This window comes from Candidatus Nitrosopumilus sp. (assembly GCF_965262695.1).
GTDB lineage: Archaea > Thermoproteota > Nitrososphaeria > Nitrososphaerales > Nitrosopumilaceae > Nitrosopumilus.
This window is the reverse complement of the sequence record NZ_OZ253550.1, coordinates 130,952-152,007: the sequence shown is the minus strand read 5'-3', so window position 1 is coordinate 152,007 and position 21,056 is coordinate 130,952. Positions and strand designations below refer to the sequence as shown.

General features: G+C 33.8%; 25 protein-coding genes and 1 tRNA gene. 8 read left to right on the top strand and 18 right to left on the bottom strand.

What is annotated here, in order from left to right; all coding sequences use genetic code 11:
- Window positions 1–44: 44 nt before the first annotated feature.
- From ACQY2P_RS00920 to ACQY2P_RS00905, 4 genes are all read right to left on the bottom strand, one after another.
- Window positions 45–1,598, bottom strand: coding sequence for a 6-bladed beta-propeller (locus ACQY2P_RS00920; RefSeq protein ID WP_428326554.1), 1,554 nt, complete (start codon window positions 1,596–1,598; stop codon window positions 45–47).
- A 92-nt stretch (window positions 1,599–1,690) separates the two neighbouring features.
- Complete coding sequence (locus tag ACQY2P_RS00915) at window positions 1,691–2,476, bottom strand: ABC transporter permease (RefSeq protein WP_428326553.1); 786 nt, start codon at window positions 2,474–2,476, stop codon at window positions 1,691–1,693.
- Window positions 2,473–3,471, bottom strand: coding sequence for an ATP-binding cassette domain-containing protein (locus tag ACQY2P_RS00910; protein WP_428326552.1), 999 nt, complete (start codon window positions 3,469–3,471; stop codon window positions 2,473–2,475). Before ACQY2P_RS00910 ends, ACQY2P_RS00915 begins: the two co-directional genes overlap by 4 nt.
- A 220-nt stretch (window positions 3,472–3,691) precedes the next feature.
- Complete coding sequence (locus ACQY2P_RS00905) at window positions 3,692–4,234, bottom strand: PRC-barrel domain-containing protein (protein ID WP_428326551.1); 543 nt, start codon at window positions 4,232–4,234, stop codon at window positions 3,692–3,694.
- Here ACQY2P_RS00905 and ACQY2P_RS00900 point away from each other — a divergent pair.
- On the top strand, window positions 4,233–4,550 hold the full coding sequence (locus tag ACQY2P_RS00900; RefSeq protein WP_428326550.1) for a nitroreductase/quinone reductase family protein: 318 nt from the start codon (window positions 4,233–4,235) through the stop codon (window positions 4,548–4,550). The two genes, ACQY2P_RS00905 and ACQY2P_RS00900, sit on opposite strands and share 2 nt — an antisense overlap.
- 2 nt (window positions 4,551–4,552) lie before the next feature.
- On the opposite strand, the gene ACQY2P_RS00895 is transcribed toward ACQY2P_RS00900, so the two are convergent.
- Entirely contained in the window at window positions 4,553–5,260 is a 708-nt protein-coding gene (locus ACQY2P_RS00895) for an ArsR/SmtB family transcription factor (RefSeq protein ID WP_428326549.1), read from the bottom strand.
- Between the two features lie 119 nt (window positions 5,261–5,379).
- Here ACQY2P_RS00895 and ACQY2P_RS00890 point away from each other — a divergent pair, with 119 nt between their 5' ends.
- Entirely contained in the window at window positions 5,380–7,617 is a 2,238-nt protein-coding gene (locus ACQY2P_RS00890) for a beta-propeller domain-containing protein (protein ID WP_428326548.1), read from the top strand.
- Between the two features lie 7 nt (window positions 7,618–7,624).
- On the opposite strand, the gene ACQY2P_RS00885 is transcribed toward ACQY2P_RS00890, so the two are convergent.
- A complete protein-coding gene (locus tag ACQY2P_RS00885; RefSeq protein WP_428326547.1) occupies window positions 7,625–8,266 on the bottom strand; it encodes a hypothetical protein in 642 nt (213 codons plus the stop codon).
- A gap of 81 nt (window positions 8,267–8,347) precedes the next feature.
- On the opposite strand from ACQY2P_RS00885, the gene ACQY2P_RS00880 reads away from it, so the two are divergent.
- Window positions 8,348–8,824, top strand: a complete 477-nt coding sequence (locus tag ACQY2P_RS00880) for a hypothetical protein (RefSeq protein WP_428327296.1) — start codon at window positions 8,348–8,350, stop codon at window positions 8,822–8,824.
- A 1-nt stretch (window position 8,825) separates the two neighbouring features.
- On the opposite strand, the gene ACQY2P_RS00875 is transcribed toward ACQY2P_RS00880, so the two are convergent.
- On the bottom strand, window positions 8,826–9,185 hold the full coding sequence (locus ACQY2P_RS00875; RefSeq protein WP_428326546.1) for a tetratricopeptide repeat protein: 360 nt from the start codon (window positions 9,183–9,185) through the stop codon (window positions 8,826–8,828).
- A gap of 46 nt (window positions 9,186–9,231) precedes the next feature.
- On the bottom strand, window positions 9,232–10,683 hold the full coding sequence (locus ACQY2P_RS00870; protein WP_428326545.1) for a peptidase: 1,452 nt from the start codon (window positions 10,681–10,683) through the stop codon (window positions 9,232–9,234).
- 122 nt (window positions 10,684–10,805) lie between these two features.
- On the opposite strand from ACQY2P_RS00870, the gene ACQY2P_RS00865 reads away from it, so the two are divergent.
- A complete protein-coding gene (locus ACQY2P_RS00865) occupies window positions 10,806–10,973 on the top strand; it encodes a hypothetical protein (RefSeq protein ID WP_428324600.1) in 168 nt (55 codons plus the stop codon).
- A 35-nt stretch (window positions 10,974–11,008) separates the two neighbouring features.
- On the opposite strand, the gene ACQY2P_RS00860 is transcribed toward ACQY2P_RS00865, so the two are convergent.
- Together ACQY2P_RS00860 and ACQY2P_RS00855 are read right to left on the bottom strand one after the other, a co-directional pair.
- Window positions 11,009–11,152, bottom strand: coding sequence for a hypothetical protein (locus ACQY2P_RS00860; protein ID WP_187146555.1), 144 nt, complete (start codon window positions 11,150–11,152; stop codon window positions 11,009–11,011).
- Window positions 11,153–11,203: 51 nt separating this feature from the next.
- The gene (locus tag ACQY2P_RS00855; protein WP_428326544.1) at window positions 11,204–12,088 is read right to left on the bottom strand and encodes a hypothetical protein; all 885 of its coding nucleotides are present in this window, start codon (window positions 12,086–12,088) and stop codon (window positions 11,204–11,206) included.
- A 111-nt stretch (window positions 12,089–12,199) separates the two neighbouring features.
- On the opposite strand from ACQY2P_RS00855, the gene ACQY2P_RS00850 reads away from it, so the two are divergent.
- A tRNA-Glu gene (locus ACQY2P_RS00850) sits at window positions 12,200–12,277 on the top strand.
- 25 nt (window positions 12,278–12,302) lie between these two features.
- On the opposite strand, the gene ACQY2P_RS00845 is transcribed toward ACQY2P_RS00850, so the two are convergent.
- From ACQY2P_RS00845 to ACQY2P_RS00830, 4 genes are all read right to left on the bottom strand, one after another.
- Window positions 12,303–13,340, bottom strand: coding sequence for a hypothetical protein (locus ACQY2P_RS00845; RefSeq protein WP_428326543.1), 1,038 nt, complete (start codon window positions 13,338–13,340; stop codon window positions 12,303–12,305).
- Between the two features lie 85 nt (window positions 13,341–13,425).
- The gene (locus tag ACQY2P_RS00840; RefSeq protein ID WP_428326542.1) at window positions 13,426–13,812 is read right to left on the bottom strand and encodes a response regulator; all 387 of its coding nucleotides are present in this window, start codon (window positions 13,810–13,812) and stop codon (window positions 13,426–13,428) included.
- Between the two features lie 259 nt (window positions 13,813–14,071).
- The gene (locus ACQY2P_RS00835; protein ID WP_428326541.1) at window positions 14,072–14,668 is read right to left on the bottom strand and encodes a hypothetical protein; all 597 of its coding nucleotides are present in this window, start codon (window positions 14,666–14,668) and stop codon (window positions 14,072–14,074) included.
- A 108-nt stretch (window positions 14,669–14,776) separates the two neighbouring features.
- The gene (locus ACQY2P_RS00830; RefSeq protein WP_428326540.1) at window positions 14,777–15,778 is read right to left on the bottom strand and encodes a DMT family transporter; all 1,002 of its coding nucleotides are present in this window, start codon (window positions 15,776–15,778) and stop codon (window positions 14,777–14,779) included.
- Between the two features lie 90 nt (window positions 15,779–15,868).
- Between ACQY2P_RS00830 and ACQY2P_RS00825 the strand changes: the two genes are divergently transcribed.
- Entirely contained in the window at window positions 15,869–16,393 is a 525-nt protein-coding gene (locus ACQY2P_RS00825) for a HEAT repeat domain-containing protein (protein ID WP_428326539.1), read from the top strand.
- Here the strand turns inward: ACQY2P_RS00825 and ACQY2P_RS00820 are convergent.
- The gene (locus ACQY2P_RS00820) at window positions 16,390–17,166 is read right to left on the bottom strand and encodes a histidine kinase (protein WP_428326538.1); all 777 of its coding nucleotides are present in this window, start codon (window positions 17,164–17,166) and stop codon (window positions 16,390–16,392) included. The genes ACQY2P_RS00825 and ACQY2P_RS00820 overlap by 4 nt on opposite strands.
- Window positions 17,167–17,352: 186 nt before the next feature.
- Between ACQY2P_RS00820 and ACQY2P_RS00815 the strand changes: the two genes are divergently transcribed.
- Window positions 17,353–17,592, top strand: a complete 240-nt coding sequence (locus ACQY2P_RS00815; protein WP_428326537.1) for a hypothetical protein — start codon at window positions 17,353–17,355, stop codon at window positions 17,590–17,592.
- Window positions 17,593–17,622: 30 nt separating this feature from the next.
- Here ACQY2P_RS00815 and ACQY2P_RS00810 read toward each other — a convergent pair whose 3' ends face one another.
- Together ACQY2P_RS00810 and ACQY2P_RS00805 are read right to left on the bottom strand one after the other, a co-directional pair.
- Window positions 17,623–18,048, bottom strand: a complete 426-nt coding sequence (locus ACQY2P_RS00810) for a hypothetical protein (RefSeq protein ID WP_428326536.1) — start codon at window positions 18,046–18,048, stop codon at window positions 17,623–17,625.
- 89 nt (window positions 18,049–18,137) lie between these two features.
- The gene (locus ACQY2P_RS00805) at window positions 18,138–18,764 is read right to left on the bottom strand and encodes a hypothetical protein (RefSeq protein ID WP_428326535.1); all 627 of its coding nucleotides are present in this window, start codon (window positions 18,762–18,764) and stop codon (window positions 18,138–18,140) included.
- A gap of 198 nt (window positions 18,765–18,962) precedes the next feature.
- On the opposite strand from ACQY2P_RS00805, the gene ACQY2P_RS00800 reads away from it, so the two are divergent.
- Complete coding sequence (locus tag ACQY2P_RS00800; RefSeq protein ID WP_428326534.1) at window positions 18,963–20,765, top strand: CHASE3 domain-containing protein; 1,803 nt, start codon at window positions 18,963–18,965, stop codon at window positions 20,763–20,765.
- Between the two features lie 17 nt (window positions 20,766–20,782).
- Here ACQY2P_RS00800 and ACQY2P_RS00795 read toward each other — a convergent pair whose 3' ends face one another.
- The gene (locus ACQY2P_RS00795; protein WP_428326533.1) at window positions 20,783–21,016 is read right to left on the bottom strand and encodes a hypothetical protein; all 234 of its coding nucleotides are present in this window, start codon (window positions 21,014–21,016) and stop codon (window positions 20,783–20,785) included.
- Between the last annotated feature and the right edge of the window lie 40 nt (window positions 21,017–21,056).

The following is a 21,056-nucleotide window of genomic DNA, read 5'->3' as shown; positions in this document are numbered from 1 at the left end:
AGATTACGGGAAAACAAGATCACTCTATTAACTATATAGAAACACTATTCGTTGCAGTTTAGGATAACATTTTCTAGAGAGTCATAACAGTTGTCATTATCAGAACCACCATCAAGTACATCAGAACCTGTTCCACCATAAATTACATCAGAGCCAGAATCTCCTTTGAGAATGTCATGGCCACCATTTCCATTAATGGTGTCATATCCGTCATTTCCATAGATAACATCATCACCATCTCCACCAAAGATGCAGTCATTTCCTTCTAATCCACTAATGATATCATTTCCTTCTAATCCAAAGATTAGATCATTACCCGAAGTTCCTTGAAGAACATCATTTTCATCAGTTCCAACTACCATATTATAATCAGAGTAGACATTACCACATGCAAAGACTGTAACATGTTGAAAATCTTCAGCGGTGTTTCCAGCATTATCAAATGCAATCCAAGTCACTTTATTGACACCCAAAGAAAATTCCTCAGGAGCATTGTTCAAGATTGCCTTGATTCCACTTTGAGAGTCATCTGCAATTGCTTCACCTATAGATACAGGAGTAAATAGATCAGTTGCTTCTAATTTGATGTCACTTGGAGCCATGATTGTAGGATCAATGTCATCAGATTCATAACCTTCAGTTACTTCTGGGGCAATAATTTCAGTTGTTTGAACAATTTTTGTTTCATCATAAAATGGAGTTTCAAATAATTTTACTTTATGTGCAGTAGAGTCTACTACCAATAATTCACCATAAAATCCCAAGGCAATATTGGTTGGATCAACAAAGGAATTACCATATGGTCCAAGTTGTTCAAATATATCTAAACGTAAATTATCATCAAGTTCAAGATACAAAACTCTATTATTTGCAGAGTTTACGACAAATATTTTTCCATCAGAGTCAATGGCAATTCCTTCAGGTGCAAAGACATAGTTTGATGCACGTAATGGATGAGATTCAATTAAAATTCCATCAGAGGTAAATATTTCAATTTTACGATTTCCCTTGTCTGCAACATAGATATTTCCGTCCTCATCAACTGCAATACCACTCAAAATAAGAAATTGGTCATGATTCATGCCACCAGAACCAAAGGATAATACAAATTCACCACTAGTAGTAAATTTTTGAATTCTATAATTATCAGCATCTATAACATAAAGAAAATCAGAATCTACTACAATACCTTTTGGAGACTTAAATTCACCTGCATTATTACCGTATTTTCCCCATTCATCTACAAAGATTCCATCAAGAGTGAATTTTTGAATTTTATGCAAGTTTTGATCTGCAACATAAACAAATTCAGAATCAACTGCAACACCAGAAGGATGATGGAATTGACCTGCTAGTCTTCCACTTTCTCCAAACTCAAGAAGGAATTCACCAGAACTAGAGAATTTTTGAATGCGTTTATTTCCCAAATCACTGATGTATGAATTTCCTTCAGCATCAACTGCGACAAATTGAGGATGTGAAAGGTGTCCAGGAGTTAAGATTCCAAATTCTCCCCATTCAGCAAGAAAGTCATAATCGCCTAGAGCAAAAGATGGAGTTATAGTACCAGATAGTAAAATTGCAGTAATTACGGCCACAGTAGCAGTGATTGTTTTCAACAGATAGTGATTTCAAAATTTCTCAAAGATCAACAGAGTTAACAATTGTTTGATTTTTTGTCAATTTTATCTCAAAATGGCTTGTTTACCTCACGCGTAAACACATAGCTTGCAAGTCCAACCATCACCAAAACAAAGGCAAAGATTATTCCGAGGCTAAGAAGAATGGAAACATCACCTTCAGACACACCTGTCATCATCTCGCGTACAAGCAAGACAGTATAGGTTACAGGATTTAGTTTTGCAATAGTTGCAAGCCAGTTTGGAAGTAACTCTAGTGGGAATAATGCAGGACTTAGCATGAATAAAGGCATTCCAAGAAAATTGATGACTCCCCAAAAAGTTTCTTGAGACTTGGCAGTAGCTGCAACCATTACAGAGATTCCAGAGAATCCCAGAGAAAACAAAATTACAATTGCCATGATAGGTGCAATCATTATTGGATTGGGAAATGTTACACCAATTGCCAAAGCAATTCCCAAAATCAAACTAGCTTGCAGAGCTGCAATCAAAGATATTGCAGACATTTTTCCTAGTGCAATGGAAGAACGAGAAATTGGAGACGTTAATGCTTTATTCATAAAACCATAACGTCTATCCCACAAAGTGTTAACGCCACCAAAGATACTTGTAAAAATTGCAGTAAGAATAATGACACCAGGTGCCATAAATTCAATGTATTCTCCTTCAAAACCAACTGACTGAATTAGTGGTTGGGTTCCTGAAAATGTATTTCCAATAACTATAATCCAAATTGCAGGTTGTATCAGTCTAATTAAAACACCACTTCGAGATTTTTTGTATCTCTTGAGTTCCCTCCAAAAAATTGTATAGGTATCATACATCAAAGTATTCATGCACGTAACCTCTTCATTTTTGCATGTTCTCTTTTCCGATTATACGTTCCATCATCATCTCTAATTTCATGTCCAGTGTAAGAGATGAAGACATCATCAAGTGTGGGTTGAGTCAAAGAGATAGAAGTAATTTTAATTGCAGTGTCTGAAGAAATTTGAAAAACTTTTGGAATCACTTCAGTTCCATTTGATACAAAGAGAGTAAGTTTAGAGCCATCTTCGTTGATTTTGTTTACAGATTCTATTTTTTTGAGTTTAGACAAAAAGGAATCTCTAGAATTGTTTTCTTCAATTACAATGGAAATAACCTCATTTCCCATAGCATTTTTCATGTTTTCAGGAGAATCAATGACTTGAATTTTTCCACCATCAATAATTCCAATTCTATCACAGAGTTGATCAGCCTCTTCCATGTAGTGAGTTGAAAGAAAGATGGTCATCTCAAACTCATCATGAATTTTTTTGATATATTCCCAGATTTTTCGCCTAGTCTGAATGTCAAGGCCCACAGTAGGCTCATCAAGAAACAGAACCTTTGGTCTATGCAGTAGCCCACCTGCAATATCCAATCTCTTTCTCATTCCACCCGAATAAGTTACAACTGACTCGTTTTGTTTGTCAGAAAGTTCGATTAAATCTAAAACCTCATCGATTCTTGAATCAATCTCATTTTTTGGAATATGATTAAGTTTTGCCTGCAACAAGAGATTCTCACGTCCTGTGAGATATTCATCAACAGTAGTTTCTTGTTGTACATATCCAATGTTTTCACGAACCTTTTTTGGATCTGACATTACATTATATCCAGAGATCAAAGCTTGTCCAGATGTTGGTTTTAGCAAAGTTGTCAGTATCATCATTGTAGTGCTTTTTCCTGCACCATTAGGTCCAAGAAATCCAAAGATCTCACCATTTTCAACAGTAAAGGAAATATCATCTACAGCAGTTACATCACCAAATGATTTTGTCAGAGATTTTGTTTCAATCGAATACAACACATAGATCGCATTTTTCAATTATAAATTGCTAAGGATCCAATTTCAATCCACAAAAAAATTTAAGGAGTGATTTTAGAGTTTTTTGTATGAAAGGATTATGCCAAAAATGTCACTCATCAAACGTTGAGGTTGCAGTAAAGGAAGGAATTCCTGTTTGTGAAAACTGTGCAAAGAAAACAGATTAAGTGTATTTTTGAAAAAAGAAATTAAAAAAGAATCATTCAAGATTCTTGAATTCTTCTTTGGTCATTCTTAAAATGACTTTTTCTCCAATTCCCCAAATTTCAGATTTGGATAGAATTTTTGAATGCATCAATCCATCTGATACTTCAATTGATTCTAGTTCATTAGTATCAGGGTGTCTATGCAATCTCTTTACTTTACCAATTTTATTTTGGTCAATATCAATTACAGGAATTCCTGTTCTGACAGGAGGTCTACTAAGAAGCAATGTCTCTTCAGAGAATTTGTCAATGTAATCATCTGAGAGAAAATAGTCCTTGTTAAATCCCTGGTGGATTGTAACACCAGATACGGTAAGTGTATCTTGATTGATGTGAATATGTTTGACTTTACCGTACTGTATTCCTTCTCGGTCTATGACCTTTTTTCCAGTAAAGGTATCTGCAGTGGCCATGTTTGATGGCATTCCTTCGAGTTTTACTGACATGGCTTGAAATGTTGAGATTTGCTTATCATACCAAATATCAGAAATTTCTAGCAATGGGGTTAAATTACTTGACAGAAGAAATTTACGCATGAAGATTTCTGAAGATTTGTTTCGACCAATTCTAATCACCAAAGGAAGGAAAACTGGAAAAGAACACAGAGTCATGCTAAGAGCAGTAAATCATAATGGTAAAATCTATTTTTCAAGACACAGACCAGATGGGGATTGGTTTCAAAATGCATTAGCAAGCCCTACGGTAAAAATTCAGTACAAAGATTCAGTTTTTGTAGGCCAGGCAAAAGAGGTAACTGATGAGGAATTAAACAAAAAAATTTCTGAATTAAAATATCCAGGAGAAGAAAGGGCAAAAGAAAAAAGAGTTACAATCGAAGTAACATTAGACTAGTTTTATCTTCTAAGTTTCCAAATATAGTAAGCAGTCAATCCACCTAAAATTATTGTAACGATTACAAATGGAATAGACAAATCAATTCCAGAAACACCTGAATCAATTGCTTTTTCTGTAATTTCCACACCTGCTGAAAGATCTTGAGATTCAGATTCTGCCACAGGGGCAGATGCAATCATAGATTCTACAGACTCGTCAAAGGAATCCATGCGTTTTGACTCTTCAATTGCTGCAAATTGTCTTGTATTTTCTATTGGAATGGTTTTGTTTTGGAATTGAGATAATGAGAATAATCCAGAAACACCAGTAGCAACTGCAAGTCCTGCTACTTTGTAGATATGTCTAAAAGAGCGAACCAATAGTTTGCTTTCTTTAGTTTTTTCAGATAGTTTTGGCGGAACAATTACAATGCTAAATTTTGTTGCAGAGTAAACCTTCATGTCTTGGGATTTTGAATTCTTTTCAACTTTTGAAATCTTTACAACTCCCAAATCCTGTAATTTGTTTAGATGATACTTTACTAGTTGAAGTGAGATGTCAGTTTTTTGTGCAATTTGATTTGCAGTCAAATCTTCGTTGAACAGTAATTGTAAGATTTCACGGCTAGAATCATTGGTAAATAGTTCTCCAAATGACTTTATTTTCTCATCATCTGTGGCTAGAATCTTGATTTTTTCAGTTAAACCATCATCAGGATTTTCAGACATTAAGATTGTTGGTGGCAATCTTGAATATGTAAGTTGTTTGGTAAAATTCCAATTTCACTAATCCTTTTATCTCAAACTACCAAGGAATAGTAATCACTAAAACTGATGAAACAAAAAAGATGATAAAATTGAGTTCAAAAATAATAATTCCAATTGCAGTAGCCATTTCGGTAATAGTAACAGCAGGAATTATGTATGCAATTGGTTTTGAACAAAATGTAGAGATACAAGTAGTTACTGAAACACCAGAACCAGAAATCATCTATGTAGACAAGTCAGTTTCAGAATTTTTTGAAGGAACAAATGATATCAAGCAAATATCATCACAAGAAGACCTAGTATCAATTCTTGAAGCATCATCATTGTTTGGCGGAGGATTTTATGATACAAGATCTATTAGAACTATGGCAGTAGCAGAATCTGCAATGTGGGATAGTGCAGAATCTGTTGTACTATCAGCACCACAAGCAGAATTCAAAGGTGATAACGGAGGAGCAGATTATTCAACAACAAATGTCCAGGTAGAAAATGTAGATGAGCCAGACTATCTCAAAAATGATAACAAGTATGTATACATTGTTTCAAGAAATACACTTTCAATAATTGACGCATATCCAGCTGAAGATGCAAAACTAGTGCTCAAAATTGCACTAGATATTGAATCACAATACATTCAGAATATGTTTCTTAACGACAATAGGCTAGTGATATTTTACAAAGGACAAAGTGATGAGGAAATCATACCACAGTTTGACTTTATTCCAAGACCATCTTACAGTCCAGTTACTCACGCATTAATTGTAGATGTGTCAGATAAAGAAAGTCCAACCATTCTCAAAGACTACTCTATTGATGGTCATTTCAGAGATGCACGAATGATTGGGGATTATGCATACTTTGTTACAAATAACCACATCAACCACCAAAATCCTAGACTTCCAGTAATAATGGAGGATTCAGTGAGAATCATGACTCCAGATGCATTCTATTTTGATAATCTTGAAGAATTTTCAAACTTTAACACATTAACTGCTATTGATATTTTTGGAGATACAATAAACTCTGAAACATTCTTGATGGGATATTCAGGTTCATTCTATGTTTCTGAGAACAATTTCTATTTGACATATCAACAAAATATGCCATTTGGATATTATGAAGATTCATCACGAGATAGATTCTTTGATGTAATTGTTCCATTATTACCAAGTAACATCCAAGATGAAATAAAGAATATTCAAAATGATTCTTCATCAAGTGCATCTGAACAATGGGTAAAGATTTCAGAATTAATGCAAAATTCCTATAATGGTATGGACAAAAAGGAAAAAGAAAATTTGTTTGAAAAAATTAGAGAGGCATTAAACGAATATGATGCAAAAATTCAAGAAGAAAACAGAAAGACAATCATTCACAAAATTTCAATTGATGAGGAAAAAATAGAATATGTTGCAAAGGGAACAGTTCCTGGAAGATTACTAAATCAGTTTTCAATGGATGAGTCTGGAGACAGATTCAGAGTTGCAACAACAGTAGAGTATTACATTCAACATGAAGGAACAATCCGTTCAAATGCAGTATACGTCTTAGATGAAGAACTGGACATAGTTGGAGAATTAGAGGATATTGCACCTGATGAGAGCATATTCTCCTCAAGATTCATGGGAGACAGGCTCTATTTGGTAACCTTTGAACAAATTGACCCATTCTTTGTGATTGACCTCTCAACAGACACACCAAAGATTCTAGGAGAGTTAAAGATTCCAGGATTCTCAAACTACTTGCATCCATTTGATGAGGATCATGTGATTGGCATAGGAAGAGATACCAAAGTAGACAGCAATGACAGAGTTCAACAATTAGGAGTCAAAATCGCGTTATTCAATGTAGCAGATGTGAGTAATCCCAAAGTATTAGATGACTTTGTTATCGGAGACAGATCAAGCCATTCTGAGGCATTACATAATCACAAGGCATTCTTTTTTGATAAAACAAGAAATGTATTATCAATTCCAATAAGTGGAGATTCAGATGGCTTGGAGCACATCACATCAAAGATGTTTGCACCAGAGTATAATCGCTGGAGTGGATTCTATGTCTTTGATGTTGACAGTACAAATGGATTTTACATAAAGGGAACAATCACACATCAAGATAGTGATTCTAGATACTATGGAATGGGTGATGCAAGAACATTTTACATTGATGATGTATTGTACACTGCATCTCAAGGACACTTGAAGATGAATTCATTTGAAAATCTAGAGGAAATCAATTCAATAAAACTTGAAAATACTGGCAAGTTTATTGAGTATTTTGGTGAAGAGCCAGCAATGGAATTAGAACCAGTTAGATAAAATCAATTCAAACTATGTGAATTATTGTACTTAGGCCTCTTTTTTCCATCTCAACATCATTTTCAATTTCATAAACGGTAACTGTAAAGGAGATAACATCTCGTTGTTTTGCATTTTCTGCATGAAGTGTCAAGTGAATATCCATCATATCAAAATCCTCTTGCGGAAGATTTGTCTCATCCAGATATGCGCCACATGTAGATTCTATTCTAAAGCGGTCATCTTTGAAGTGATATCCCAATCTCACTTTTCTGCCTTCTCTTCCACTTGCCTTTACATTAACATCAATGACTCCCGGTTTTGCTTCAGTATAGCTTGCAGTTTTGTTTACAAAGACTCCAATTTGAAGTGGTTTTCCAGCAGTGGATTCTGCCATCTTTTGTATTCCATCATTCATTACAACATCAATTGCAGGAATGGATGTTGCCACTTTTGCAATCCAAGTATTTGTTTTACTTATGGTTGCACAAATTCCTTCCCTCCTTCTCTTATCTTCATCTTCAGGCAATTTGTAATAGTCAACCCAAGCCTCATAATCATGAGAGATGTCCTCGATAAAGTCCATGCATGTTCTCTGGTAAGAATTCACATCAGTTGTTCTCTCGGATTCATCACCGATTCGCATAGAGTCATCAGTTGGCATTGCCATACTCTAAGCCAATCAAAGTTCTAAAAAAACCAATCTGGGAGAGGATTAATGATTATAATAGGAATTTCTTTTCATAGTATCATGATATTTTCAGAATTAATTTTAGATCTTCAAAATGCATTGAAAAAAGATTTGGCACAGATTAGATTTCTCCTAAAGAAAAACCCTGCAATGGGATACACAAGAATTGTAGACATTGGAAAGGAAGTAGGTAAAAAATACAATATCAAACTTGTTGTAAATTTTCCAAAGGAAGGAAGAATTGAGGAATTTGAGATGTATGGGAAAAGAGATTTGAGTTTGATTGTAGACTATGAAAGAAAGCGATTTCCAATAGAAAGAGAGCAAATCAAACAAAAGGCATTAGAGTTCTTAGGAGATGTTCAGACCGAAGACGCATACATGTATGAAAATAAAGAAGGAGTCAGAGTATTTGGAAAGAATTGGAAGATAGACATCTTGCCTCACTCAGTACACATTTGGACAGAGTTTGATGACAAGGTCACAGCATTTTGTGATTGGTTGATGGAAAATGCATACCAGATGAAAAAGAAATAGTCTACAAACGTTCTAGTTGATCAATTAAATCGTGGGCTTCATGATTTTTTGGATCTATATTCAGAATTCGTTCACAACAGTGAATGGCTTCATCTTTTTGCTCCAAGGCCAGGTGAACATTAGTTTTTAGTCTAAGCATCTCGATGTCATTTTGATTTAATTGAAATGCTTTTTCAAAATAGGGTAGGGCCTTTTTTGGCTCATCAACTAAAAAGTAGACACTGCCCACAATGAACATAAAGTCAGAGTCATCAGAATATTCAGATTCCAAACTTTTTCCTAGTTGGATTGCTTCTTCATAGTTTCCCTGTTTGATCAATTTCTTTATTTTTCGTTTAGGATGTTTGAATAGTCCAACCATTTTGCTTCAAAAACTTTTCAAATGTTTACAATTTGAATGTAGGTAATTATGAGGAAATACTCATGAGTCCTTCTTTGATTAAGAATTGAATTCCCTGAACAAAGGAGTCATCGTCAATGGCACCTTCTGCCCACCATGCAGCATTTTGTTTAATCCATGATGGAATTTCATTAGAAGAGCCTGTACCCTGTGCAGTTGGAGGAATTTGCATTATTCCTTCTTTGATTAAGAATTGAATTCCTTGAACAAAGGAGTCATCGTCAATGGCACCTTCTGCCCACCAACCTGCATTATTCTTAATCCATTCAGGTATTTTTTTAGGAGTTGTATCTACAGGTGGCACCACTGGCTGTACGACAGGGGTGTTTTCCCCAGCATAGATAGTCACAGGAATTTCTACATAGTCTGAAGCAGTACCAGGTACAATTCCTTCAGGAGCTAATCCATAAATCCAGATAACATAATTTGCCTCACCTGGAGATTCTTGAACTACCATATCAAGTATGTATTGACCAGATGGAGAATAGAGATACTGTCTTCCCTCCTCTTGTGCCATAGAACGCAATGGAGTCAAGTCATCATCTACAACTAGAAAATCAAATTGAACTTGATTCAAAAATTCTGTGTCATCAAATTTGCTGATAAATTTTATGAGCCATTGCATCTCACATCCTTGAACAGGGTCTTCAGGGCCATAAAATACATGAACTTGATAATCATAATTAGCTGTAGGTTTCTTTATAGTGGTGTCTCTTTCAAAATCGGTGTCACATCCTTGTTCGAAAAAAGTGTCAGCAGTAGATACAATTCCAGAGAAAGGACTTGTAGAAACATTTTCTTTGTAATCTAGCAATTCAAATTTGTATTCAGCCGGAGGGATTCCTTCAGACACATGGGTTAACGTATGAGCTTTAACAGGGAATGGAAACTCATCTACAATCCAGACCTTACTTACATATCCACCAGTCTTCCAACCAACTTGAACAGTATCCCAAGTTCCAGATGAAATAGTAATATCTTCAATTAGTTTTGGGAGCACTTGTTCTCCACCAATATTTCCAATCTTTCCCCAAGAGGCTGCACTAAATGCTTTAGGTCCTTTTCCACCTGCACTGCCATCAGAAGTTGCAAATGCAGACAACCATGCAACTGATGATTTGAATGCACCTCGATACACACCTAGTTCTTCACTTCCACCAGTTGGTTCAGGTGCAATCTTTCCTAATTCCATTTCACCGACAATTACTTTGTTGCCGTCATAGACTACAACTTCGGCTAACCATTTTGTCTCAGTTCCGACTTGTTTGTCACCTTTAATCCACATATCTAGACCAAATTCAGCACATTCTTTGTAATCTACATGACACATGTTGTATGAAAAATAGTCACCGTGTTTGAGACCTTCTCCAACATACCAAGTTCCTTCTTTATCAACCCCACCAGATTGGATTTGAGCAAATGCTGAAGGAATCATCAAAGTACCCAAAAGCACCGTCATGAGAATTGGAAGGATTAACAGTTTATTCAAATCTAAAAAAAATTGTAAAAAGAGATAGTTAAACGTTATTCAACTTGCTTCAAATAAGCAAATATAGAGGAAAATTTAGAGACTGGATAGACATGTGCGAATGCTCAAAAGTCCACTTGTATGAAGTAGAATTCAAGTTAGATGGAATGAATGTTGTTCCAACACACAAAAATTGTGGATACGCACTAGATGCAAAACAAAATGACAAATTCCAAAAAGAGTTAGTAAAATCATGGGGATTTGAGGAAGAAGAAGAATAATTTTAAAAATAAAAGAAAAAATTGGAATAATCCAATTACATGTCTTTAGTAGCTTCTTTACAAACGTCAGTACCACATTTGCAGTCTGCACTACAGATGCAATGACCTTGCATTGCACAATCACATGAATAATCAGGATCGCCGCTATCAGCTTCGCATCCACATGCTTGATCTGTCATGACAAAACATATTCTTACTTATTTTAAAAGGTTAGTACATGAATGAAGAATTTATTTTTCAGAAATAGCCTCAAGAATTGTATTGCATGATTTTTTAATAAGATCAGATTGTTGTTTTAATAATTCTGAATCGGCTTCAACATCAAATGCAGTTTTTAGTACATGAATAAGATCTGGATTTTTACTCAAAGTATTTTTTATTTTAATGAAATTCTCCTTATTGACATATCCCAAGTAAAAATAACAGTCTGAGATCATTGAATTTTTTACAAAATAGTCATGTGTTTTTTGAATAATTTGAGAATGATTATTCTTTTCAACCATATCAGAAAAGCCAATTGTAGACTTTACCATACGTTCAAGTAAAACAGGAGTTGCTCGCTCTATTCCAACTGTTTGAGTTACAACAGAGATGTGTTCATTAATTGGAGTTTTTGCAAATTTTCTCAGAGAATCAAGCATGTGTGTGGGCCCCAATCTTTTGTTATTGAGTGAGGTAATTGCATCAGCCAGATAAAATGATGCACATTTTTGCCAACATGGTGCAAAATCATCAGAATTATCAATAGATTCTTTTGTTTTTTGACAGCAAAACATGGATTCAATTAAAGAGTTTTTTGCAAAATCAGCATATAATGATGAGCGTTTTTCTTTGATTTTTGATAGAAACATTCTGAGATCCCAAGAGGCATCTTGGATTATTTTCAGATTATCATACTGCAAAAGTTTCTTTGAATTTGTTTCAGAAAAGGTTCCATGATGAAGAACAAACATTTCATTATCAATTGAGATGGTTTTGTCAGGTTCGTTTTTTTCATCAAAGACAACAACATCATATCCACAAGAATCAAAAAAATTTTCACATATTCTACAACCACCCAAACCTACAGGGAAATCAGACAAACCCAATTTCTCAGGAATTTTTTGTAAATCCATGCAGAGAGATATTCTAGATTTTCTATAAATGACCTAACTCACAAAGTTTAACAAATTCATGTAAAGTCAAAACCTTTCCTTTAAATTGAGACAAGAATTGTTTTGGATTAAGCTCCTATAGTGTAGTCCGGTTAAGCATACAGCCCTCTCAAGGCTGTGACCCGGGTTCAAATCCCGGTGGGAGCACCATAATCTATACCAAGATTATGAAACACTATACAACAAGAATACCTTCTTGAATCAAATATCGGATTCCGTTGACAAATTCATCTTCAGATATTTTATCTAATGCCCACCAATTAGCATTATTTTTAATCCATGTTGGAATATCTTCATCACTAGAACTCTGAGATTCAGGCATGTTAGAAATTATCAAAATATTGTTTTGAATCATGAATTGAATACCAGAGACGAATTCGTCGTCACTTACTTTTCCTGTTGACCACCATTCAGCATTATTTTTAATCCAATCAGGAACAGGAACAGGATCTGGAAATCCTAGAACTTGGTAAATAGTATGGTTTGGGAATTGAGAATCAAACCAAGATTTGTAGCTAGGTTCACTGTTGTATCGGTCTATATAATATTGAGGAGTTTGTGAATTGTCAGGAAAACCTGTTACGCTAGTTTCTGCAAAGCCAACAACTTGGAGCATTGTTCTGTTTGGGAATTGAGAATCAAACCAAGATTTGTAGCTAGGTTCACTGTTGTATCTATCCACATAATATTGAGGGGACTTGTTCAAAGATGGAAATCCTGGGATGTGGGTCTTGGGCTCATTTCTAATTATTTCAGTAGGGTCGTTAGGTGATTCAGGTTCTGGTGTTGGTTCAGGTTCTGGTGTTGGTTCAGGTTCTGGTGTTGGTTCAGGTTCTGGTGTTGGTTCAGGTTCTGGTGTTGGTTCAGGTTCTGGTGTTGGTTCAGGTTCGGTAATAAATTCAAATGAGGTTTGTAGTGTTTCCCCATTGTAAACTATCTTAATAGTGTAAACTCCATCAAGATTCCATCTAGGTCCTTCAGCTTTGTAAGTTCTTGAAAAGGAACCATCAGAGTTTGGAAAAAAAGTATCAATTTGAACTAAATCAGATTGAGGTGGATTTAGGATTTGTACAGAAACAAGCTGGCCTTCAGATATAGGATCTACAGAACCACTTAAAGTGACAACATCGCCATAATCATAACTGGATTTATCAACAGAAAAACTGGTTGCAAATACAGGGATAAGAAATACAGGGATTAATAGAAAAAACAAAAAAAATCTCAAATTCACAACAAGTTCTATTTTTGTTTTTTATTAAAATTATTCCATTTTAAGATCACAACGATCTATCGACAGTTCATGTTTTTTGTATTATAATAGAAGTTGCACTTTCTAGTTCATCAATAATTTGGTTTATGATCTTAATGTCAAATGGCTTGTGGATAATTGCAGATGCGCCATATTTTTCCAATGTTTCTTCCATGTTTTTTGACATATCTCCAGTCACCATTACTATCTTTACATTCTTGTCAATTGCTCTAATTTCTTGCAAGGCTTGATCTCCATGCAATTTTTCCATGTGGACATCCATGAAAATTACATCTGGTTTGAATTTTTCATACATCGTTATGGCATCTCCACCATCATACCCTTTAGCTAGAACATCAAATCCAAGCATCTCTAAAATATCAGAAAATACATCTACAATATCATAATCATTGTCCACAACAATTGAGGTCTTCATATCATTTCCATATTTGGAAATGGTATTTAATCATTAGTCTGGATTTGCTTCGTAATGTATTAAATTATTGAATTCACACTATGGCCTTGAGGAATGGAATATTTTATTTAGTTTGTAATCTTTTGTGATTCCCAGTTGCTGATGTTTGGAATTTGTACCAAATTAAATACAAATTCATCTAATTGAGATACGTCGGGTTATTTTTCAAGAAAAATATTCCAACAGATGTTATTAAAAGGGATACAGGATGAATTTGTGTTTAAGGGTTAATGGTCTGAATAAATAAGCTCTTTTCAGAATCCATCAATTGTAATTCTACACTTGTCTTTTTGTTTTCGATGTTAATCCTAAGATTACTAAATGAGCAGACATACAGGTTAATTTTTTTATTATCACGTAAAATGTGTCCCGTTTTATAGAGCAATCCATCATCAATTAGGTTGTTAATTTTTCTGTATCCAGATGTCTGAGATAGATTACAATCTTTAATAATTTCATTAATGATTTTTGGAGTTTCAGTAGCTGATTCTAAAATTGCTTTTTTCTCAGGATCCCCAAAAGATTGTAAAATTAGTTCAGATAATTTTTCATCACGCAATTTGTACCATGCATCTTTTGATTTTGACTTTGATTGAAAGATTGTTTCGAAGAATTTTTTTTCTAAGCCATCGGTTCCCTTACCAAAAAATTCTCTTAAAACCAAATCCAACTTGTCGAAATTCTCAATTGATTGAGCAAATGAAATACCATATTTTTCAAATAAACGATCTTCGATTTTTTTAACCATATTTTTTCCAAGATCTTTTGTAATGGAATCCTGCAATGATTTTGCAAGTAGGCTATCTAATCCAGGCATACTATGGATATTTTGTTATTAGTTATTAATATTATGGAAGGAAATGAGGGATATTTTTATTAATTACTGTTCCCGAATTTGGTAGTATAAATATAAGAACATCATACCTTAATCAGTACCTACCCTATTTCGCAGCACAAATAGCCCAATTAACACACTACAAGTTGAAACAACATTCAGGATTGTGAGGCCTTCAGATAAAATCAAAATGGAATAAACTATACTAAAGATAGTCGTAGATGAATAAATCAAAACAGTTCTTACAGCACCAATTAATCGCAGGGCAATGACAAAAAACATCATAGTGACACCAATACCCAAAAATCCAACAAAAGACATTACAGATAATTCCTCAAATGAGATATCAAATGGGATTTGAAAGAACAACATCAACCCCAAAGTCATTATTGCACCAGTACAAGACATGATATGGACTATATGACGAGTTTTAATGGAATCATCTAGTTTTTTTGCAATAAAGGTATCAAGACAATAAAAAAATCCAGACATAACGATAAGTAAATCACCCATCATAAAGTCAGACAATTCCCAGTCGTTGTTTTGTATGTCTGCTCCAACGGGAATTAAGATAGAACCAGCAACAATCAAGAGAAATGGCAGAACTTCTTGTTTACTTAGTTTTTCTCTAAAGATCATAATGCCTAACAAAATAGCAAAAACTGTTTCAGAATTTACTAAAATAGATGCATTTGTTGCACTAGTTTCCTGAAGTCCAAACGTATAGGTTAATGTTCCTGAAGCTTCTACAGCACCAAGCAATATTAGTAAAAATAAAGTCATTCTACTGGTTTTTTTTACTTCAAATTTTCTTTGGGATTTACGAAATGGTGCAAACAGTAAACTGTTAACAACATAAATCACAAAAACTAGCATCAAAGGATTTGGAATTATTGTAGCATCTACAGCATGTTCATCTAAAAATGACTTGGGGATAACATTAGGTAATGCTGAAAATGCAGCTGCTAAAATAGCAAATAAAAAACCCACACCAACGGTTTTATTTTTTAATTTTGAGAATGAGAAAATTTTTTTGATTCTTGGTTTTTCAATGGTTTTAGAGATGGTTTGATATTTAGATCTCACGCTCATTATAGATTAGACCCATTAGTTCCAATAATGGGAATAAGCATATATCTATATCCAATAATTTACCAAAAATTGAAATAGTAGTATATTCACATGTTATCACCAATCATGAGTACGGTCAATATTCCAGATGAATTTGATAAGATAATCAAGGCTCTTCCACTAGAAGAGAGATTTTTGAGGTTGGAAGAAGTATTCAAGACATCTAAGGACGAATCAGAAAGATGGGACGCAGTATGGCTTGCAGGGGAAATACCAGTAGAGGTCGAACTAAAGGGACCACTATTTGAAAAAATGACAGATTTGTTTGCATGGGTTTTGAAAAATGATCCTAATGATGTAGTTCGTCATGAAGTATGCTACCAAATTGCAGCTAGAAACATGAGAAGAATCATTCCAGAACTTGCATATGCTGCAAACTATGATCCTAGTCCACTAGTACGTCATGAAGCAACTGAATGCTTGATGATTATCAGGGCAACTGATCAGATGGAAGCAATAGAAAGATCATGTCATGATGAGAATGTAAGTGTCAGAAATACTGCGGAATTAGTATTAAAAAGAATGAAGAGATACAAATCAAAATTTAACGCAGAATCAGAATGGGTATCAATCTAGACAGTTTTAAGTTGTTTCCATAATGCATAGATGATAAACATGTTTGCAACAAACCAAACAGTAGTTACAGGATGAGCATCAAAATACAAGCCAAATATTTCTAGATGATAGTACCAAACATCTCCAGCAGCATTAATCATCAGTCCGAGTACAAGTAACAGCCAAACTGCCCCCAATATTCCTTGTCTAAAAATTGAAGCTCCCAAAATAGTAAAAGATAATGTGAAAGATGCGCCAGTTACAAAAATGAAACCATAGTAAAAGTCAAAATTTAATTCAGCATCAGGTACGCTTAGAGACAAAACAACATAGACAATTAATGCAATGACAGGAATTATCGGAATCCAGATTTTTTCTAAAGTAGTGTAACCAGAATGAAAGTATCGAATGTTTAAGAGTAAATGGCCTAGAACAAATGGGTATAGAGCAAAAAAGAAAATATCTGCAATTGAAGGATAAGCTTCAATCCCCAAGACTAAATCAAATGTGTAATACAATAATTCAGCTATAAGGTAGGAAGTAAATCCTAGCCCTAATGAAAGATAAGATTTAGCTAAAAGGCCTGTCTCATGTTGTTTAGATACAATAAAGCAAAAAATGGCAAGACAGATTGTAAGTGAAATTGAGATAATAAATGCCAAAATACCAATATCGTCTTCAGGAAGCAAATTCATTGCTGTAAAAATTACAACGCCTGTTACCAAAATTGCAATGATGATGTATCGATTTAGTGGATTAGATAGTTTTTCAGGCACAATATCAGGATTATTCATATCTTATCACCATAATACCAATCCGTTTTCCTTTAAATTTTTTGATCTAGTTTGAATCAAGGTATCAAAGATTTTTTCATCTATCCATCAGACCATATTCTTCAAAAAAATTTCCTTAAAATCAAATCTGTTTTTTAAATTTAGAAAAAAATAATCTCTATATACAAGTGAGGAAAATATGAACATATGCCATTGAGAATTAGTTACAAATTCAAAGACGATCCTCAGAGCTATGCTTGCATAGTCACTTATCCCCAATACATCAATTTTAGAAATTTGTCAGTAATCGAAAAATGTGAAATAACAAACAAGAATGAAATTTTACAACAAAATATACAAGATGAGATAGAAGAGGCACTATACATGGCATGTAAGAACGAGTTAACCCCCATCAAAAAATTGTCATGTCCTGAGAAATACGTCTAGGCAAATTTTCAGAAAATACTAATTTCAAAATTATGATTCAGAACTTGTGGTATCTTCTGTACTAGTTTCTTCCCAAGAGGTAACAAAATACTCGTATTTGTTTGAATGTTTTGTTGACTCTTCGACTACAAACCAAACGTTGAGTCTTGACTTGTCTTCTTCTAAAATGCCGCATGGAAGTGATAATGTCTCATTATTTCTATCATACTTTAGTTCCTTAATGATGTCATCTGCTCTTGCAAAATACTGATGATCAACTATTTTATCAAAATTTTTAGCAGATACAGTACAACTGCCATTTTCCATATCTAAAATCTCAATTGGAATGGATGAGCGGACTATATTTCTTTCAAGGACATCATCCCAAACAACTGGCGCATATTGATTAAAGAACAAAAATACAAGGCTGTTTTCATTTGTAGCAAAAATTAAAACCAAAACGGCTATGATAGCCAAACCTAAAAGTAAAATTTTATCATTTTTTGAGCTCAACGCAACATCCTCTATTTGATACTAAATAAAAATATAAAAAAAATGTATTTTGACTAAGATCCGGCAGATGACAAATCAAATGTATATGTGATATCTACTGTTTCACCACTTGCTAGAGTAACATCTGATGTGTTAACTAGGGCAAATAGTGTTGTTGTACATCCACGAATATCTGCATCTGATGATTCTGCATCACAAATTCCAATTGCTTTGATTGTGTCTCCTGGATACCAGTTGTTTGTACCTGTTCCGGCTTCAAACGTTAGTGGTCCTACGGTTGCAACTTGGGAGGCTTTGGTAACAGTAGCATCGGTTCTACAGTTTTTCTCGGTAGATGCTGAGGCATTGTCGGCACCATCATGTGAGGTGTTGAATGTACCAGCTGTAGTTGATTCATCTGTTACTTCTGTTGCAGCACTTAGACAAATTGAACCAATGTCAATGTTGTCAGCTACATCAGTCAATCCTGTAAATGCATTGTCAATTAGGAAATCTTCACCAGCATCAAACAATTGATTGTGTACTGTTTGTGTCAGCATTTCATTTCCATTTGCATCATGATATGTCATTGTGGCTTGTCCGTATAGGTTAAAGCCATCATTAGTCATTGATTGTGTTCCTGCGGGAATTACTAGAATTGCAATTAATCCCAATAGTCCCATAGAAGCTATCTTGTACATTAAACACAAAACCCGTACTGTTGTTAATATAGTTAGTTTCTACTTCCCATTGATGGAAAAATCCCATCTGTGCTCAAAATTATTTTTCAAATCATTTTCCCAATAATGGGAAATTCTTTGGAGTTTAAATTTTAAAAAATATGTAATATTTTTTTGAAAAATAATTCAAGATAAATACCATCGATGTAGATTTTGTTCATGAAAATCAAGTCAAAATTATTTTTTGGTTTTGCAATAGTTGTTTCAATTACCATGTTTTTAGGAATATTAACAAATTCTCAATCAAATATCGCATCTGAAGATTTCCAATCAATGGCAGAACAGGACATTTTAGTTATACAAAATGCCGAAAAATTACAAAGACTTGCTATAGATTCCGAAAATGGTCAAAGAGGATTCATCATTACCGGCAATGAATCTTTTTTAGAGCCATACACTAAAGGTGTAAACGAATTCTTTGTCTTACTTGAAGAAGAAAAAGAACTGGTGTCTTACAATCCTTCACAAGTAAAGAAATTGGAACATATTTCTCAACTATTTTCAGAGTGGATAGAACTTGCTGCAGTTCCCGAAATTGATCTTGCAAAAAAAATCCACAATTCCCAAGATAATGCTTTGGAAGCAATATTATCCAATGAATCTGACGCAATTTTAGATGAAATATATCAAATAATTTTGCTACTAGAAGGAAATTTACGAGATTCTGAAAACATAGATGAATTTTTGCTACTTTCAAAAATTAAAACAGATATCTATGATACTGAGGTATCTCAACGAGAATATTTAATTTCAGGAAACGAGGATTTTCTAGTTTCTTTTAATAATTTAAAAATTGAATTACATGAAGATATTCAAAATTTAGAAAATAATCTAATAGATGATGAAGAAAACCTCCAATTGATTTATTCCATTGATAGATTGTATGAAAAATGGGATCAAGAAATTGTATACCCTAACATTGAATCTAGAAGAAATATCTCAGAAAATTATAATTTGGATGAAGCATCAATACTTCTTGAACAAGGAACGGGAAAAAGAATTCTCGATGAAATAAGATTAGAGTTTTCGGAATTTATTCAAATTGAAAATGAAAATACAGAGCAAAGATTGGCTGATTCTTTAAGTGCTCAAGAACTTGTTCGAAATGTAATCATTATTGTGTTAATAATTAGCATAATATCTGCAGTAATTCTAGCATTCCTTATTCTTAATTCGGTTTTAACTCCATTATCTAAATTAGAAAAAGTCATTCAACAATTCAAAGAAGGGGATTACACTCAGAAAATAGATATTAATTCCAAAGATGAATTGGGTGATTTTTCAAAATCATTTGAGGTAATTAGAGAAATTTTAGTGAAAAAAGAGAAATTAAAAAACATAGGAGAGTTAGCCACTAGACTTGCTCATGATCTACGAAACCCTCTAGCTGTTATTCATGGATCAGTAAATTTGATGAAAATTGAGTTGTCAGATAAAGATGAAAAACTTGAAAAACGTTTTAGAATGATTGATACTGCAATTACAAGAATGACTCATCAAATCAATGACGTGATGGATTTTGTACGAGTGTCTGATCTTCAAATTGAAACCCATTCATTATTGGAACTCTTACAATCCTCTGTATCTAGAACATCAAAAAAGGATACAGTTACAATTGAATTACCTGAAAATGACATAAAACTACGATGTGATTCCCATAAACTAGACATCGTTTTTGTGAATTTAATATCTAATGCAATTGATGCTGTTAAACAAAACGGAACAGTCAAAATTCGTCTATTTGATGAACCATCATACGTGAAGATAGAGTTTGAAGATTCGGGACCTCCAATTCCTACTGCCATTCTCAAAGAAATGTTTGAACCGTTGTTTACTACCAAGCAAGTTGGAACAGGTTTGGGATTGACCAGCTGTAAAAACATTGTAGAACAACATCATGGAGAGATCTCAGTAAAAACCAATCCCACTGTTATCACTCTAACATTGTCAAAGAATTTGTGATTGAGAATTTTTAGGATTTAGACATTTTCAGATAATTTTTTGATATGGCTGGTTATTGATTGTTGGCTAGCAAGATCTAATGCTTTTTGCAATTCTTTTTGATATGCTTCAACATTTTTCTGATTACCTTTAATTATTTCACATTCTGCAACTAATGGAATCTCTTGAAAATTTTTGTATTGTTGATATGTGACTGTGCACGTATATTGACTGTCTTCATTTTTGAATCTATATTTTATTTTAAAAGCCATAACATATGAAATTCATACTTATAATATTTAATTGTGCCGT

Coding starts and splice junctions, on each gene's coding strand:
- ACQY2P_RS00915 (WP_428326553.1), bottom strand. CDS start 2,476: ATGAATACTTTGATGTATGATACCTATACAATTTTTTGGAGGGAACTC.
- ACQY2P_RS00900 (WP_428326550.1), top strand. CDS start 4,233: ATGAAGATTTCTGAAGATTTGTTTCGACCAATTCTAATCACCAAAGGA.
- ACQY2P_RS00905 (WP_428326551.1), bottom strand. CDS start 4,234: ATGCGTAAATTTCTTCTGTCAAGTAATTTAACCCCATTGCTAGAAATT.
- ACQY2P_RS00895 (WP_428326549.1), bottom strand. CDS start 5,260: ATGTCTGAAAATCCTGATGATGGTTTAACTGAAAAAATCAAGATTCTA.
- ACQY2P_RS00890 (WP_428326548.1), top strand. CDS start 5,380: ATGATAAAATTGAGTTCAAAAATAATAATTCCAATTGCAGTAGCCATT.
- ACQY2P_RS00885 (WP_428326547.1), bottom strand. CDS start 8,266: ATGGCAATGCCAACTGATGACTCTATGCGAATCGGTGATGAATCCGAG.
- ACQY2P_RS00880 (WP_428327296.1), top strand. CDS start 8,348: ATGATATTTTCAGAATTAATTTTAGATCTTCAAAATGCATTGAAAAAA.
- ACQY2P_RS00875 (WP_428326546.1), bottom strand. CDS start 9,185: ATGGTTGGACTATTCAAACATCCTAAACGAAAAATAAAGAAATTGATC.
- ACQY2P_RS00870 (WP_428326545.1), bottom strand. CDS start 10,683: ATGACGGTGCTTTTGGGTACTTTGATGATTCCTTCAGCATTTGCTCAA.
- ACQY2P_RS00865 (WP_428324600.1), top strand. CDS start 10,806: ATGTGCGAATGCTCAAAAGTCCACTTGTATGAAGTAGAATTCAAGTTA.
- ACQY2P_RS00860 (WP_187146555.1), bottom strand. CDS start 11,152: ATGACAGATCAAGCATGTGGATGCGAAGCTGATAGCGGCGATCCTGAT.
- ACQY2P_RS00855 (WP_428326544.1), bottom strand. CDS start 12,088: ATGGATTTACAAAAAATTCCTGAGAAATTGGGTTTGTCTGATTTCCCT.
- ACQY2P_RS00840 (WP_428326542.1), bottom strand. CDS start 13,812: ATGAAGACCTCAATTGTTGTGGACAATGATTATGATATTGTAGATGTA.
- ACQY2P_RS00835 (WP_428326541.1), bottom strand. CDS start 14,668: ATGCCTGGATTAGATAGCCTACTTGCAAAATCATTGCAGGATTCCATT.
- ACQY2P_RS00830 (WP_428326540.1), bottom strand. CDS start 15,778: ATGAGCGTGAGATCTAAATATCAAACCATCTCTAAAACCATTGAAAAA.
- ACQY2P_RS00825 (WP_428326539.1), top strand. CDS start 15,869: ATGTTATCACCAATCATGAGTACGGTCAATATTCCAGATGAATTTGAT.
- ACQY2P_RS00820 (WP_428326538.1), bottom strand. CDS start 17,166: ATGAATAATCCTGATATTGTGCCTGAAAAACTATCTAATCCACTAAAT.
- ACQY2P_RS00815 (WP_428326537.1), top strand. CDS start 17,353: ATGCCATTGAGAATTAGTTACAAATTCAAAGACGATCCTCAGAGCTAT.
- ACQY2P_RS00805 (WP_428326535.1), bottom strand. CDS start 18,764: ATGTACAAGATAGCTTCTATGGGACTATTGGGATTAATTGCAATTCTA.
- ACQY2P_RS00800 (WP_428326534.1), top strand. CDS start 18,963: ATGAAAATCAAGTCAAAATTATTTTTTGGTTTTGCAATAGTTGTTTCA.
- ACQY2P_RS00795 (WP_428326533.1), bottom strand. CDS start 21,016: ATGGCTTTTAAAATAAAATATAGATTCAAAAATGAAGACAGTCAATAT.